The following is a 13490-nucleotide window of genomic DNA, read 5'->3' as shown; positions in this document are numbered from 1 at the left end:
ATCAATGCAAGCGGGCCGGCAACTTTAGCGTTGTTTTCCAGGGCTTGAACTTCGGTAAAAAGAGTCCCTTGGTGCAACGTTTGAATCTCCATCGGGCAACCCTGCCGCTGTTTTTATTAGCCTTGAGCCTTCCACATCCCGCGGAGGTATTCAAGGCGATGTGGGTGTGAATGCAACAAACGTGCACAAATCATCACTTTGTTGCCTTTTTTTCTTCTGGCCTGCTACTCGCTGTAAAAACCTCATAAAACCGGGTGTTTCAAGCGCGTTTTATTCGGCTTGACGCAAAGGTTTGCGTCGTGTCTCAGCATGCAGGTCGACGGCGTGACCATTAAAAACGTTACCGGTTCACCCCGCAAGTGAGTAGATCGCGGATGCGGACGCGCTCAGCGTAGACGCACTGTACGGTTTTGGTGCAGAAAATTCTGATGACTGTACGAAATTCATACAGTGCTGTCTTTTGTCCGAGTCGAACACCTCGTTGTTAATCAGTCATTTCGGTGTTTTTGGTCTGATGATGGGTTCTGTATTGGTGCGTATCGGCAAAAATGCTTCATGTCGGGGCGCGCGTCTGTTCGTGAAGCCAGTGCCGTTCGCAGGTATGCTGCTGTCCTGTCGCTTGGTGCGCCGTCCCTCGGAAGGGGCGCTAAGCTGAAAAATGAGAACCCGGCGGGAGTGCGCACAGTGTTCGCTTTAGATCCACGGCTTCAACAAGACACACTACCGATCGGGGATTTCCCGCTCTGTCGGTTGCTGTTGTCCAACGACTCGAATTACCCCTGGTTCATCCTGGTGCCTCGTCGCGACGATATCAGCGAGATATTTCAGTTGAGTGTCGCCGAGCAGCAACAGCTGTGGCAGGAGACAACGGCGTTGGCTGAAACGCTGAAGGATTCGTTCGATGCCGACAAGTTGAACATCGCGGCGTTGGGTAACGTTGTCAGTCAGCTCCACATGCATGTGATTGTGCGCAAGCGGGACGATGCAGCCTGGCCTGCTCCGGTCTGGGGCAAGCTGCCGGCCACGCCCTACGCAGCGGAGCAGATCGCAGCGATTCGCGAACGACTGCGTCTGGTATTAGCCGAAGACTTTACGTTTCTGGAGGGTTGAGTCATGAGCCTGGAAGATCGTGTTACCGATCTGGAGAGCCAGTTGGCGTTTCAGGATGACGCACTTCAGTCATTGAGTGATGTGCTGGCGACGCAGCAGCGTGCGGTTGAACGCCTGCAGCTGCAAATGGCTGCACTGCTCAAGCGACAAGAGGAAATGGCCGGCCAATTCGAAACCTTCGAAGAAGAGGCTCCACCGCCGCATTACTGACTTTTTATGATAAAGAAGCAGGCAATAAAAAACCGCGAACAGCCAGGCTGTTCGCGGTTTTTTTTGCCTTGAATCAGCGACGCGGCAGGGCGGCGATCACATCTTCGGCTTGCAGGCCTTTGTCACGATTCATGACGGAGAACTCCACACGCTGGCCTTCGACCAGAACGCGGTGACCTTCGCCACGAATGGCGCGGAAATGCACGAAAATATCATCGCCGGAATCGCGGGAGATAAAGCCGAAGCCTTTGGAGGTGTTGAACCACTTGACGGTGCCAGTATCGCGGTTGCTCATGTCATAGCTTGGCGAGGCGGTGGCCGGTGAAGATTTGTAGAAGCTGATGCTCAGGTGCAGTAAAACGGCGAACAGGGCAGCTAGCAGGCTGAAGAGGACGGCAGGTTGACCGGCGATTTCAGGCATCGGTGCGAGCAAGGTCAGAACTTGCAGGAAGACCGCCAGAACCAGCAGCACGCTGACCAGGTTTTGCAGTTGATGGCGCGGGCCTTTGTTCCAGTAAGGGATAACCGGAGCAAGGGTGAGGTTCAGCAGGCCGAAAAACGCCAGGTACAGCGCATCGGGTTGTTGCAGGTAAGGGACCGCTTCAGCTCGCAGGCTGGGGATGAAGGACAGCAGCAGGGCGGCTGCGCCCGTTAGCAGGTGGACGATTTTCAACATTTTGATTAACTCGCATTAAGACGGATCACAAGGAAGAGCTGATGGAGCACGGTTCGCTTCAGAACAATAAGAGGCGTTGGACACGTACCCGGTATCAGCCTATGCGCTGCCCCCGGAAAAATAGGCGGTAGCGACACACTGCCTATTTAACAGCAAAGCCTGCGGCTACTCAAATCAGGCAGTCCGGCGGTGCTGAGGATGAGGTTGGCGTGCCCGGCACCGACGGCAGGATCAAACAGCATCCAGGGGGAGGGCAGGAGGCGGTTAGGCCCTTGGGTGTATTTGCGTTCTGGCGTTTTACTTCATCAAGTCGCTTTTGCGTCGAGTAAAACGCACCTGCGCACGTAGGAAAATGGCCGGCCTAGGACGGTCTCCATGATCCTCCTTCAGCTGTTGGCTTATCCTACGTGGATGGTCATAAAGTCATCTGGATATACCTTTGCGCCTGCGCTTTTATAAGGCAACAGATGTAGCTCTTATAGAAGGCAAGGATGGCAAAGGAGTGTCAGCGATATGGTTTACGAAGACAGGCTGGGTGATGGGAGTCTCGTCACGACCAGGGATATAAGGGTTGATCCGTTCGTCAGCGAATTTGATATGGGGTTGGCCCGGCCTTTATCCCGCTCGGTACGCTTGAATGGTTTTGCGACCTGTTTGCGGCTTGAACAGGTCTACTGGGATATTTTGGGCGATATGGCCAAGGTCAATTGCTGTTCTGTCAGTGCGCTGCTGTCCCACGTGGACCGCGAAGTGCATTTGCGTCACGGCGGGGTCAAGAACTTCACCGGACTGGTGCGGGTTGTCTGTGTCGTGCACAGCCTTAAGGAAGGGGGCTGCATTGCAATGCCCTAGTCGCAACGGCGTATGGGATTGAGTGTCAGTCTGTGCAGTCTTACGGCTGCACAGGCTGCATTTAATGGATATAATCCCGCTCTTTGCCGCAAAAGCCAGCGAATGCGGTAGCAATCTGATCGCCGAGACAACCCCCATGCCGATGTACGACTATCAATGTGCTTCCTGTGGTCATCAGTTGGAAGCCATTCAAAAGATCAGCGCAGCACCGCTGGTCGACTGCCCTGCCTGCCAGGCGCCAGAGCTTAAAAAGATGCTGTCCATGCCAGGCTTCCGCCTTAGCGGTACTGGCTGGTACGAAACCGATTTCAAGACCGGCTCGAAGAAGAACCTGGCCGGCGGCGACAAGGCTGACTAGGGTTCAGGGCCTGAGTTGAACCACACGCGTGAGCGCTTGCATCATCGGGAACCTTTATTAAGGGCCGGGGGTGCCGGTCTCCAACCGAATTTCGATTACGAGAAGTGAAACCACTACCATGATGCGCAGCCATTATTGCGGCCAACTGAACGAAAGCCTGGAAGGCCAGGAAATTACTCTTTGCGGTTGGGTTCACCGTCGCCGTGACCACGGCGGGGTGATTTTCCTCGATATCCGTGATCGTGACGGTCTGGCCCAGGTGGTGTTCGACCCGGACCGCGCTGAATCCTTCGCCGCCGCCGATCGCGTGCGCAGCGAGTTCGTCGTGAAGATCACCGGCAAGGTGCGCCTGCGTCCGGCCGGTGCCACCAACGCCAACATGGCGTCGGGCATGATCGAAGTCCTCGGCTACGAACTGGAAGTGCTGAACGAATCGGAAACCCCGCCGTTCCCGCTGAACGAGTTCTCCGACGTCGGCGAAGAAACCCGCCTGCGCTATCGCTTCCTTGACCTGCGTCGCCCGGAAATGGCCGAGAAGCTGCGTCTGCGTTCGCGCATGACCACCAGCATCCGTCGCTACCTGGACGAAAACGGCTTCCTCGACGTCGAGACGCCGATTCTGACCCGTGCCACCCCTGAAGGTGCCCGCGACTACCTGGTGCCGAGCCGTACTCACGCCGGTTCGTTCTTCGCCTTGCCGCAATCGCCGCAGCTGTTCAAGCAACTGCTGATGGTGGCCGGATTCGACCGTTACTACCAGATCGCCAAGTGCTTCCGCGACGAAGACCTGCGGGCCGACCGTCAGCCTGAATTCACTCAGATCGACATCGAAACCAGCTTCCTCGATGAAAAAGACATCATGGGCCTGACTGAAGGCATGATCCGCAACCTGTTCAAGGAAGTGCTGGGTCTGGAATTCGGTGAGTTCCCGCACATGACCTTCGAAGAAGCCATGCGTCGTTACGGCTCCGACAAACCGGACCTGCGTAACCCGCTGGAGCTGGTTGACGTTGCCGACCAACTGAAAGAAGTCGACTTCAAGGTATTCAGCGGCCCGGCCAACGACCCGAAATGCCGTATTGCCGCTTTGCGCGTTCCAGGCGCGGCGAGCATGCCTCGCAAGCAGATCGACGACTACACCAAGTTCGTCGGCATCTACGGTGCCAAGGGCCTGGCGTACATCAAGGTCAACGAGCGCGCCAAAGGCGTTGAAGGTCTGCAATCGCCGATCGTCAAGAACATTCCTGAAGCCAACCTCAATGTGATCCTCGATCGTGTTGGTGCGGTTGACGGCGACATCGTGTTCTTCGGTGCCGACAAAGCCAAGATCGTTAGCGAAGCCCTGGGCGCGCTGCGGATCAAGGTAGGTAACGACCTGGACTTGCTGACCTGCAAGTGGGCGCCAATGTGGGTCGTCGACTTCCCGATGTTCGAAGAGAACGACGACGGCAGCTTCAGCGCCTTGCACCACCCGTTCACTGCGCCGAAGTGCACCCCGGAAGAACTGGAAGCCAACCCGGCGACCGCTCTGTCCCGTGCCTACGACATGGTCCTGAACGGCACCGAACTGGGTGGCGGTTCGATCCGTATCCACCGCAAGGAAATGCAGCAGACCGTATTCCGCCTGCTGGGTATCAACGAAGCGGAACAGGAAGAGAAATTCGGCTTCCTGCTCGACGCCCTGAAATACGGCGCACCGCCGCACGGTGGTCTGGCCTTCGGTCTGGACCGTCTGGTGATGCTGATGACCGGCGCCCAGTCGATCCGTGAAGTGATCGCCTTCCCGAAAACCCAGAGCGCGGCAGATGTCATGACGCAGGCACCGGGTCAGGTGGACGCCAAGGCACTGCGCGAACTGCACATTCGTCTGCGCGAAACGCCAAAGGCTGAGTAAGGCTGACCGCAAAGGCGCATCCTTTTGGGTGCGCCTTTTCTTTAGGTCGAGATTTATTGGTTGCTGGCCGACACTGTGTGTGGCGGGCAATGTTTCAAAGAGAATTCGGAGCGAGTTATGGCGGGTCATTCCAAGTGGGCGAACATCAAGCACCGCAAAGAACGTCAGGATGCCAAGAAGGGCAAGATTTTCACCAAGTGGATTCGTGAACTGACCGTTGCTGCCCGTCAGGGCGGCGGGGATCCGGGCTCCAACCCGCGCCTGCGTCTGGCGCTCGACAAAGCCCTTGGCGCGAACATGAGTCGCGACATCATTGATCGCGCGGTCGCACGCGGCGCCGGTGCTGCCGACACCGACGACATGGTCGAGTTGAGCTACGAAGGCTATGGCCCGGGTGGTGTGGCGGTGATGGTCGAGTGCATGACCGACAACCGTAACCGCACAGCCGCCGCTGTTCGCCATGCGTTCAGCAAATGTGGCGGCAACCTCGGCACCGACGGTTCCGTGGCCTATCTTTTCGAGCGCAAAGGGCAGATTTCCTTCGCGCCAGGCATTGATGAAGACGCTTTGATAGAAGCGGCTATGGAAGCCGACGCCGATGACGTGGTCACCCACGAAGATGGCTCGATTGACGTGTTCACTTCTTTCGCGGGCTTCTACTCTGTTCGCAATGCGCTGGAAGCGGCCGGTTTCAAGGGTGACGACGCAGAAATCGTCATGCTGCCGACCACCAGCGCCGAACTGGACCTGGAAGGCGCCGAGAAGGTGCTCAAGCTGATCGATATGCTCGAAGACCTGGATGACGTGCAGAACGTCTATTCCAATGCCGATATACCAGAGTCGGTGGCTGCACAGCTCGGTTAAGGGTGACTAAGATCAAGTGTGGGAGTAGCTCCCACATTGGTTATTGGCTGTATTGAAGTGCTCTTACCTAACCCGCAGGCGTTATGACTTTAATTCTTGGTATCGACCCCGGTTCGCGTATTACCGGCTATGGCGTGGTGCGCGATACCGGGCGTGGCTGTGTGTACGTGGCGTCGGGCTGCATTCGCACGGGCTCGGGAGAATTGCATGAGCGTCTGCAAATCGTTTATCGCGGCGTGCGTGAAATCATCCAGACTTATGGTCCGGTCACCATGGGCATCGAAAAGGTGTTCATGGCGCGCAATGCCGACTCCGCGTTGAAACTGGGTCAGGCCCGCGGTGCTGCAATCGTTGCCGGTGCCGAAGAAAGCCTGGAAATCGCCGAGTACACCGCAACCCAGGTCAAGCAGGCAGTGACCGGCACTGGCGCAGCGAATAAAGAACAGGTGCAGATGATGGTCATGCACATGCTGAAATTGACCAGCAAACCGCAAATTGACGCCTCAGATGCTCTGGCCATTGCCATCTGCCATGCTCACACCCGTTCCAGTTTGTTGCCCCATGGCCTGGGGACGGCACGCAGTCGTGGCGGGCGCTTGCGTCTCTGATAGCATCAGCAGTCATTTTTATGGAATGAGGGTTTTCGTGTCTGTGTCGTCGACGCGAGCTCTTGTTCTATTCGTCGCCAGGCATTGATCTGGCCAACGCTCAAGGATCTGAAACGTGATTGGACGCTTGCGCGGCACACTGGCTGAAAAACAGCCGCCGCACCTGATTCTGGATGTAAACGGTCTGGGGTATGAGCTGGAAGTGCCCATGACCACGCTGTATCGCTTGCCGTCGGTCGGTCAACCGCTGACCTTGCACACCCACTTGGTCGTACGCGAAGACGCGCAGTTACTCTATGGTTTCTTCGGCAAGCGTGAGCGAGACTTTTTCCGCGAGTTGATCCGTCTCAACGGCGTAGGGCCGAAATTGGCGCTGGCGTTGATGTCGAGTCTGGAAGTCGATGAACTGGTACGTTGCGTGCAGTCCCAAGACACCTCGGCGCTGACCAAGGTGCCAGGCGTGGGCAAAAAAACCGCCGAACGTTTGTTGGTGGAACTCAAGGACCGCTTCAAAGCCTGGGAAACCGTACCAGCGATGTTCGCCCTGGTGCCAAACCAGCCAGGTGGACCTGACGCGCCGGCGCCAGTCGCCACCGCCGAGAATGACGCGGTCAGCGCGCTGATCTCCCTGGGTTACAAGCCACAGGAGGCCAGCAAGGCGATTTCTGCGATCAAGGAGAAAGGTTTGAGCAGTGAAGACATGATTCGTCGTGCCCTGAAGGGAATGATTTAAGTGATTGAAGCTGATCGTCTGATTACCGCCGCGCCCGGTCCTCGTGATCGCGAGGAAGTCCAGGATCGGGCGATTCGTCCTGTCAGCCTGGCCGAATACATCGGCCAGCCGACGGTTCGCGAGCAAATGGAGTTGTTCATCCAGGCCGCCCGTGGGCGTAACGAGTCGCTGGATCACACGCTGATCTTCGGTCCGCCGGGCCTGGGGAAAACCACCTTGGCGAACATTATCGCCCAGGAAATGGGGGTGTCGATCAAGAGCACATCGGGGCCGGTGCTTGAGCGTCCGGGGGACCTGGCGGCGCTGTTGACCAACCTTGAGCCCCATGACGTGCTATTCATCGACGAAATCCATCGTCTGTCACCGATCGTCGAGGAAGTGCTGTACCCGGCCATGGAAGATTTCCAGCTCGACATCATGATTGGTGAAGGGCCGGCCGCGCGTTCGATCAAGCTTGATCTGCCGCCTTTCACCCTCGTCGGTGCAACCACCCGTGCCGGTATGTTGACCAATCCCTTGCGTGATCGCTTCGGGATCGTTCAGCGCCTGGAGTTCTACAGCACTGCTGATCTCGCCACGATTGTCAGCCGTTCGGCGAGCATTCTTGGTTTGCCGCTGGACCCGGAAGGTGCCTTTGAAATCGCCCGGCGTGCCCGCGGTACGCCACGGATCGCCAACCGTCTGTTGCGTCGGGTACGCGATTTCGCCGAGGTGCGCGCCAAGGGGCACATTACCAAGCCGATTGCCGACCTTGCGTTGAACCTGCTGGACGTCGACGAGCGTGGTTTCGACCACCAGGACCGGCGTCTGCTGTTGACCATGATCGAGAAGTTCGACGGTGGTCCGGTCGGGGTGGACAGCCTGGCCGCCGCGATCAGTGAAGAACGCCACACCATTGAAGATGTGCTGGAGCCTTACCTGATCCAGCAGGGCTACATCATGCGCACCCCCCGGGGGCGTGTGGTGACCCGGCATGCGTACTTGCACTTCGGTTTAAACATTCCGTCACGAATGGGCGAAATGCCCGTCGTAGACGAGTTCCTTGATGCCGTGGACGATTAATAATCTTTGCGCACTGATATATTCGGCGTTTGTGCGGTCCCAGGACCGTACTTTGGCCGTAAAGCCGCAGATCAATGAAAAACAGTTGCCTGGCCGGATTGGCAACCTGAGGAGTAAGCACTAGAGTATGCGCGCGCAAAACGGGCTTGAGCCGTTCGTACATCGTTGTCGCGTTTATTACGAGGACACCGATGCGGGCGGCATCGTGTATTACGTCAATTACCTCAAGTTTATGGAACGGGCTCGAACCGAAAGGCTCCGAGATCTGGGCTTTGCCCAATCGGCGCTGGCAGGGGAGGACCTGTTGTTTGTCGTGCATTCCAGCGAAGCGCGTTACCACGCGCCGGCGCGACTGGACGACGAGCTTCTGGTAAGCGCTGAAGTAATCGAATTGAACCGTGTCAGCCTGCGCTTCAAACAGCAGGTCAGGCGGGCTACGGATAATGTGCTGCTCTGCGAAGGGCAGTTTTTGGTGGCCTGTGTGCGCACTGAAAGTTTAAAACCCCGGGCCATTCCCGAAGCTCTACGTGCGGCCTTTGCCGACGTGAGCGGCGCGGGTACACACTCAAAGCAGGAGATTAAGCGTGGAAGCTAACGTCGTCGACCATACCTCCATGTGGAGCCTGGTCAGCAATGCCAGTATCGTGGTGCAACTGGTAATGCTGATCCTGGTAGCCGCATCGGTCACCTCATGGATCATGATCTTTCAGCGCAGCAATCTGCTGCGCGCCGGTCGACGTGCCCTGGAGAGCTTTGAAGAGCGCTTCTGGTCGGGTATCGACCTGTCCAAACTCTACCGTCAGGCCGGCAGCAACCCTGATCCGGACTCGGGCGTCGAGCAGATTTTCCGTGCCGGTTTCAAGGAATTCTCCCGTCTGCGCCAGCAGCCAGGCGTTGATCCGGAAGCGGTCATGGAAGGTGTGGCCCGCGCCATGCGCGTTGCCATTTCCCGCGAAGAAGAAAAGCTTGAGCAGAGCTTGCCGTTCCTCGCCACCGTCGGTTCCGTCAGCCCGTACATCGGTCTGTTCGGTACGGTCTGGGGCATCATGAACTCCTTCCGTGGTCTGGCATCTGCCCAGCAAGCGACCCTGGCCACTGTGGCCCCTGGTATTGCCGAAGCACTGATTGCGACCGCGATCGGTCTGTTCGCCGCCATCCCGGCCGTAATCGCTTACAACCGTTTTGCCGCTCGCAGCGAAACCCTGCTGGGCCGTTACTACACCTTCGCCGATGAATTCCAGGCGATCCTGCACCGCAAAGTGCACACCAGCGAAGAATAAGCAGGTAATTTCCAATGGCTTTAATCGCTCGAGCTCGCAAAAAGCGCAAGCCGGTTGCCGAGATGAACGTAGTGCCTTACATCGACGTGATGCTGGTACTGCTGGTCATCTTCATGGTGACCGCGCCGATGCTCAATCAGGGCGTGAAAGTTGATCTGCCCAAGGTTTCCAGCGAAGCCTTGCCGCAGGACAACAACACTCAGGTCCTGACCATTTCGATCAAGGCTGACAAGACCTACTACTGGAACCTTGGCAGCGAAGTCGACACCGAAAAGCAGCAGGACAAGGCCATGACCTTGCCGCAGATGACTGACGCGGTGACCAAGATCATTCGTGCCGGCACGGAAGGCGGCAAGCGCACTCAGGTGTTCATTCGCGGCGACAAGACCGTCGACTACGGTTCGGTCATGGGCGCCATGGGCGGGTTGCAGAAGGCCGGCGTCGGTAATGTTGGCTTGATTACCGAGGCGCCCTGATGCAGCAACAACGAGAGCCAACAGCCTCGGAAAGCTACTTCTGGCCTAGTGTCTGGGCGATTGGCTTGCACCTGCTGGTGTTCGGCATGCTGTTTGTGAGTTTTTCCATGACACCTGAGTTGCCGCCGGCCAAGCCGATTGTCCAGGCGACGCTGTACCAGCTGAAATCGAAAAGTCGGGCGACCACCCAGACCAATCAGAAGATTGCGGGTGAGGCGCAGAAAACTGCTGCGCGTCAAACCGAACTCGAACAGTTGGAACAGAAGAAGGTCGAGCAGGAAGCGGTGAAGGCAGCGGAACAAAAGAAAGAAGAGGCAGCTCAAAAGGCCGAGGAAGCCAAGAAGGCCGACGAGTCGAAGAAAGCTGATGAGGCGAAAAAGGCTGATGAAGCCAAGAAAGCCGATGAAGCGAAGAAGACCGCCGAAGCCAAAAAGGCCGAAGAGAAACAATTGGCTGATATAGCCAAGAAGAAAGCCGAAGAAGAAGCCAAGAAAGCTGCTGAAGAAGAGGCCAAGAAAGCGGCCGCTGAAGAAGCGAAGAAGAAAATCGTCGAAGACGCGAAGAAGAAAGCCGCCGAAGACGCCAAGAAAAAAGCTGAAGCTGAAGAGGCGAAGAAGAAAGTCGCCGAAGACGCGAAGAAGAAAGCTGCTGCCGATGCTGCGAAGAAAAAATCGCAGGATGCGGCCCGTAAATCGACCGAAGACAAAAAGGCTCAGGCCTTGGCCGATTTGCTTTCCGACACGCCGCAGCGCCAGCAGGCCTTGGCGGATGAACAGGGTGACGAAGTCGCCGGCAGCTTCGATGATCTGATTCGTCTTCGTGCGGCGGAAGGCTGGGCTCGTCCACCTTCGGCACGCAAAGGTATGACAGTCGTGCTGCAAATCGGCATGTTGCCGGATGGTACGGTGACTTCGGTCAACGTGGCCAAGTCCAGCGGTGATGGTCCGTTTGACGCATCCGCTGTAGCGGCGGTCAAGAATATTGGACGTTTGATAGAAATGCAGGGAATGAAGCCGAGCGATTTCGCTCCGTATCGTTCATTCAAGATGACATTCACGCCTGAGGATTTAGCCCCGTGAGAAACCTTCTTCGAGGAATGCTTGTCGCTATCTGCTGCCTGGCAGGGATGGCGATGGCAGATGAGAAAAACATTCTGGTTACCAGCGGCAGTGATCGGGCGACCCCGATCGCCGTCGTTCCGTTCGCGTTCCAGGGCGGTGCCGTGCTGCCGGACGACATGGCCGAAATCATCGGTAACGACCTGCGCAACTCAGGTTACTACTCGCCGATTCCAAAGCAGAACATGATCAGCCTGCCGAGCCAGGCCAGCGAGATCATTTTCCGTGACTGGAAGGCCGTTGGCGCCCAGTACATCATGGTTGGCAGCATTGTCCCGGCAGGCGGTCGCCTGCAGGTGCAGTACGCTCTGTTCAACGTCGCCACCGAGCAGCAAGTGCTGACCGGCAGCGTGTCGGGCAGTACTGAGCAACTGCGCGACATGTCGCACTACATCGCCGACCAGTCGTTTGAAAAGCTGACCGGTATCAAAGGTGCGTTCTCGACGCGTCTGTTGTACGTGACGGCCGAACGTTTCTCCGAGAAGAACACGCGCTACACGCTGCAACGTTCGGATTATGACGGCGCCCGCGCCGTGACCCTGCTGCAATCGCGCGAGCCGATTCTGTCGCCGCGTTTTGCACCGGATGGCAAGCGCATCGCCTATGTGTCGTTCGAGCAGAAGCGTCCACGCATTTTCGTGCAGAACATCGACACCGGTCGCCGTGAGCAGATCACCAACTTCGAAGGCCTGAACGGCGCTCCAGCCTGGTCACCGGATGGCAATCGCCTGGCCTTCGTATTGTCCAAGGACGGCAACCCGGACATCTACGTGATGAACCTGGGCTCGCGTCAGATCAGTCGCGTCACCAACGGTCCGGGCATCAACACCGAACCGTTCTGGGGTAAGGATGGTTCGACCATCTACTTCACCTCCGACCGTGGCGGCAAGCCACAGATCTACAAAACCAGCGTCGGTGGTGGCGGTGCGGAACGTGTGACCTTCGTGGGTAACTACAACGCCAACCCTAAACTTTCGGCTGATGAAAAGACCCTGGTGATGATTCACCGCCAGGATGGCTTCACCAATTTCAAGGTGGCGGCCCAGGATTTGCAGCGCGGTAGTGTAAAGATACTCACTGATAGCACTCTGGACGAGTCGCCTACTGTCGCGCCCAACGGCACCATGGTAATCTACGCCACCCGCCAGCAGGGCCGGGGAGTCTTGATGCTCGTGTCCATTAATGGACGCGTAAGGCTCCCGCTTCCTACCGCACAAGGCGAAGTCAGAGAACCTTCCTGGTCCCCTTACCTGAACTGACGCGGCGCTACACGTTGTACTTAACACATTGGGGTTCATTAGGAGTTTCACGATGGAAATGCTGAAGTTTGGTAAATTTGCTGCGCTGGCCCTGGCCATGGCTGTAGCTGTAGGTTGCTCGTCCAAAGGCGGCGACAATGCCGGTGAAGGCGCAGTAGATCCAAACGCTGGTTACGGCGCAAACACTGGTGCCGTTGATGGTTCCCTGAGCGAAGAAGCTGCTCTGCGCGCAATCACCATCTTCTACTTCGAATACGACAGTTCGGACCTGAAGCCAGAAGCCATGCGCGCTCTGGACGTTCACGCGAAAGACCTGAAAGCAAACGGCGCTCGCGTTGTTCTGGAAGGCAACACCGACGAACGTGGTACTCGTGAGTACAACATGGCACTGGGCGAGCGTCGTGCGAAAGCCGTTCAACGCTACCTGGTACTGCAAGGTGTTTCCCCAGCTCAGCTGGAACTGGTTTCCTACGGCGAAGAGCGTCCAGTTGCTACCGGCAACGACGAGCAGTCCTGGGCTCAAAACCGTCGCGTCGAACTGCGTAAGTAATTCGTCATGCGAACGTGCCGTCGTGCTGTAACTGTCTTGGCTCTCAGTCTCGCACCGCTTGCGGTGTGGGCTGCGGTTCCTGTGGTCGATAACAACTCCGGTTATAACAATAGCGGGAGCAGTTATCCGCCTGCGGGTTACGGTACGAACGGCGCCTATGCCGGGGGAGGGGTTTCGACCCCTGTCTCGGCACAGGGCGAGCTGTTCAACCAACTGCAATCCATGCAGGAGCAGATCTCACGCCAACAGGGTGTGATCGAAGTTCTGCAAAATGATGTAGCGCGCATGAAGCAAGAGAACCTGGAGCGATATCAGGATCTTGATCGGCGCATAGGAACCGGCGTTGCACCTGCCGCGACTCCTGAAAATTCTTCCACCGGTGGTGATTTGAACGCCCCCGGTGCAGCAGCTGCTGGCGCAAGTGCGGGAGCGGCTGGCGC

At 57.2% G+C, this 13490-nt stretch carries 17 protein-coding genes; 16 read left to right on the top strand and 1 reads right to left on the bottom strand.

Going from position 1 to position 13490, the window contains the following annotated elements; translation table 11 throughout:
* Positions 1 to 684: 684 nt before the first annotated feature.
* Positions 685 to 1110, top strand: coding sequence for an HIT family protein (locus tag PMI22_RS15045; RefSeq protein ID WP_007945852.1), 426 nt, complete (start codon positions 685 to 687; stop codon positions 1108 to 1110).
* Between the two features lie 3 nt (positions 1111 to 1113).
* The gene (locus PMI22_RS15050) at positions 1114 to 1320 is read left to right on the top strand and encodes a SlyX family protein (RefSeq protein WP_007945850.1); all 207 of its coding nucleotides are present in this window, start codon (positions 1114 to 1116) and stop codon (positions 1318 to 1320) included.
* A 73-nt stretch (positions 1321 to 1393) separates the two neighbouring features.
* Here PMI22_RS15050 and PMI22_RS32265 read toward each other — a convergent pair whose 3' ends face one another.
* Positions 1394 to 1996: a cold-shock protein gene (locus tag PMI22_RS32265; RefSeq protein ID WP_007945849.1), complete on the bottom strand. Its 603-nt coding sequence runs from the start codon at positions 1994 to 1996 to the stop codon at positions 1394 to 1396.
* A gap of 513 nt (positions 1997 to 2509) precedes the next feature.
* Here PMI22_RS32265 and PMI22_RS15060 point away from each other — a divergent pair.
* The 14 genes from PMI22_RS15060 to PMI22_RS30560 all read left to right on the top strand — a co-directional run.
* Positions 2510 to 2848, top strand: a complete 339-nt coding sequence (locus tag PMI22_RS15060; protein WP_007945848.1) for a ribbon-helix-helix domain-containing protein — start codon at positions 2510 to 2512, stop codon at positions 2846 to 2848.
* A 136-nt stretch (positions 2849 to 2984) separates the two neighbouring features.
* The gene (locus PMI22_RS0129410) at positions 2985 to 3206 is read left to right on the top strand and encodes an FmdB family zinc ribbon protein (protein WP_010457489.1); all 222 of its coding nucleotides are present in this window, start codon (positions 2985 to 2987) and stop codon (positions 3204 to 3206) included.
* Positions 3207 to 3324: 118 nt separating this feature from the next.
* Entirely contained in the window at positions 3325 to 5100 is a 1776-nt protein-coding gene (aspS, locus tag PMI22_RS15065; protein ID WP_007945846.1) for an aspartate--tRNA ligase, read from the top strand.
* Between the two features lie 117 nt (positions 5101 to 5217).
* Entirely contained in the window at positions 5218 to 5964 is a 747-nt protein-coding gene (locus PMI22_RS15070; RefSeq protein ID WP_007945845.1) for a YebC/PmpR family DNA-binding transcriptional regulator, read from the top strand.
* Positions 5965 to 6047: 83 nt separating this feature from the next.
* Positions 6048 to 6572: a crossover junction endodeoxyribonuclease RuvC gene (ruvC, locus tag PMI22_RS15075; protein WP_007945844.1), complete on the top strand. Its 525-nt coding sequence runs from the start codon at positions 6048 to 6050 to the stop codon at positions 6570 to 6572.
* A gap of 115 nt (positions 6573 to 6687) precedes the next feature.
* Positions 6688 to 7305: a Holliday junction branch migration protein RuvA gene (gene ruvA, locus PMI22_RS15080; protein WP_007945843.1), complete on the top strand. Its 618-nt coding sequence runs from the start codon at positions 6688 to 6690 to the stop codon at positions 7303 to 7305.
* Entirely contained in the window at positions 7306 to 8367 is a 1062-nt protein-coding gene (gene ruvB / locus PMI22_RS15085; RefSeq protein WP_007945842.1) for a Holliday junction branch migration DNA helicase RuvB, read from the top strand.
* Between the two features lie 127 nt (positions 8368 to 8494).
* Complete coding sequence (gene ybgC / locus PMI22_RS15090) at positions 8495 to 8962, top strand: tol-pal system-associated acyl-CoA thioesterase (RefSeq protein WP_007945841.1); 468 nt, start codon at positions 8495 to 8497, stop codon at positions 8960 to 8962.
* Complete coding sequence (gene tolQ / locus PMI22_RS15095) at positions 8952 to 9647, top strand: protein TolQ (RefSeq protein WP_007945840.1); 696 nt, start codon at positions 8952 to 8954, stop codon at positions 9645 to 9647. Before ybgC ends, tolQ begins: the two co-directional genes overlap by 11 nt.
* Positions 9648 to 9670: 23 nt before the next feature.
* Complete coding sequence (gene tolR / locus PMI22_RS15100) at positions 9671 to 10123, top strand: protein TolR (protein ID WP_161807482.1); 453 nt, start codon at positions 9671 to 9673, stop codon at positions 10121 to 10123.
* Complete coding sequence (gene tolA / locus PMI22_RS15105) at positions 10123 to 11202, top strand: cell envelope integrity protein TolA (RefSeq protein WP_007945838.1); 1080 nt, start codon at positions 10123 to 10125, stop codon at positions 11200 to 11202. Before tolR ends, tolA begins: the two co-directional genes overlap by 1 nt.
* A 17-nt stretch (positions 11203 to 11219) precedes the next feature.
* Entirely contained in the window at positions 11220 to 12500 is a 1281-nt protein-coding gene (tolB, locus tag PMI22_RS15110) for a Tol-Pal system beta propeller repeat protein TolB (RefSeq protein WP_405046846.1), read from the top strand.
* 52 nt (positions 12501 to 12552) lie between these two features.
* A complete protein-coding gene (gene pal / locus PMI22_RS15115; RefSeq protein ID WP_007945836.1) occupies positions 12553 to 13050 on the top strand; it encodes a peptidoglycan-associated lipoprotein Pal in 498 nt (165 codons plus the stop codon).
* A 6-nt stretch (positions 13051 to 13056) separates the two neighbouring features.
* Positions 13057 to 13490, top strand: a 434-nt coding sequence (locus PMI22_RS30560) for a YbgF trimerization domain-containing protein (protein ID WP_274517758.1), incomplete at its 3' end; no start/stop codon positions are given.

It is taken from the genome of Pseudomonas sp. GM21 (genome assembly GCF_000282215.1).
Taxonomy (GTDB): Bacteria; Pseudomonadota; Gammaproteobacteria; order Pseudomonadales; family Pseudomonadaceae; genus Aquipseudomonas.
The sequence above is the reverse complement of the archived record's forward strand: the minus strand, read 5'-3'. Positions and strand labels throughout refer to the sequence as shown.

Bases quoted from the DNA above. Each gene is read 5' to 3' on its own strand.
- ybgC (WP_007945841.1), top strand. From the start codon at position 8,495: ATGCGCGCGCAAAACGGGCTTGAGCCGTTCGTACATCGTTGTCGCGTT.
- PMI22_RS32265 (WP_007945849.1), bottom strand. From the start codon at position 1,996: ATGTTGAAAATCGTCCACCTGCTAACGGGCGCAGCCGCCCTGCTGCTG.
- tolB (WP_405046846.1), top strand. From the start codon at position 11,220: ATGCTTGTCGCTATCTGCTGCCTGGCAGGGATGGCGATGGCAGATGAG.
- tolA (WP_007945838.1), top strand. From the start codon at position 10,123: ATGCAGCAACAACGAGAGCCAACAGCCTCGGAAAGCTACTTCTGGCCT.
- PMI22_RS15070 (WP_007945845.1), top strand. From the start codon at position 5,218: ATGGCGGGTCATTCCAAGTGGGCGAACATCAAGCACCGCAAAGAACGT.
- PMI22_RS15060 (WP_007945848.1), top strand. From the start codon at position 2,510: ATGGTTTACGAAGACAGGCTGGGTGATGGGAGTCTCGTCACGACCAGG.
- PMI22_RS0129410 (WP_010457489.1), top strand. From the start codon at position 2,985: ATGCCGATGTACGACTATCAATGTGCTTCCTGTGGTCATCAGTTGGAA.
- aspS (WP_007945846.1), top strand. From the start codon at position 3,325: ATGATGCGCAGCCATTATTGCGGCCAACTGAACGAAAGCCTGGAAGGC.
- pal (WP_007945836.1), top strand. From the start codon at position 12,553: ATGGAAATGCTGAAGTTTGGTAAATTTGCTGCGCTGGCCCTGGCCATG.
- ruvC (WP_007945844.1), top strand. From the start codon at position 6,048: ATGACTTTAATTCTTGGTATCGACCCCGGTTCGCGTATTACCGGCTAT.
- PMI22_RS15050 (WP_007945850.1), top strand. From the start codon at position 1,114: ATGAGCCTGGAAGATCGTGTTACCGATCTGGAGAGCCAGTTGGCGTTT.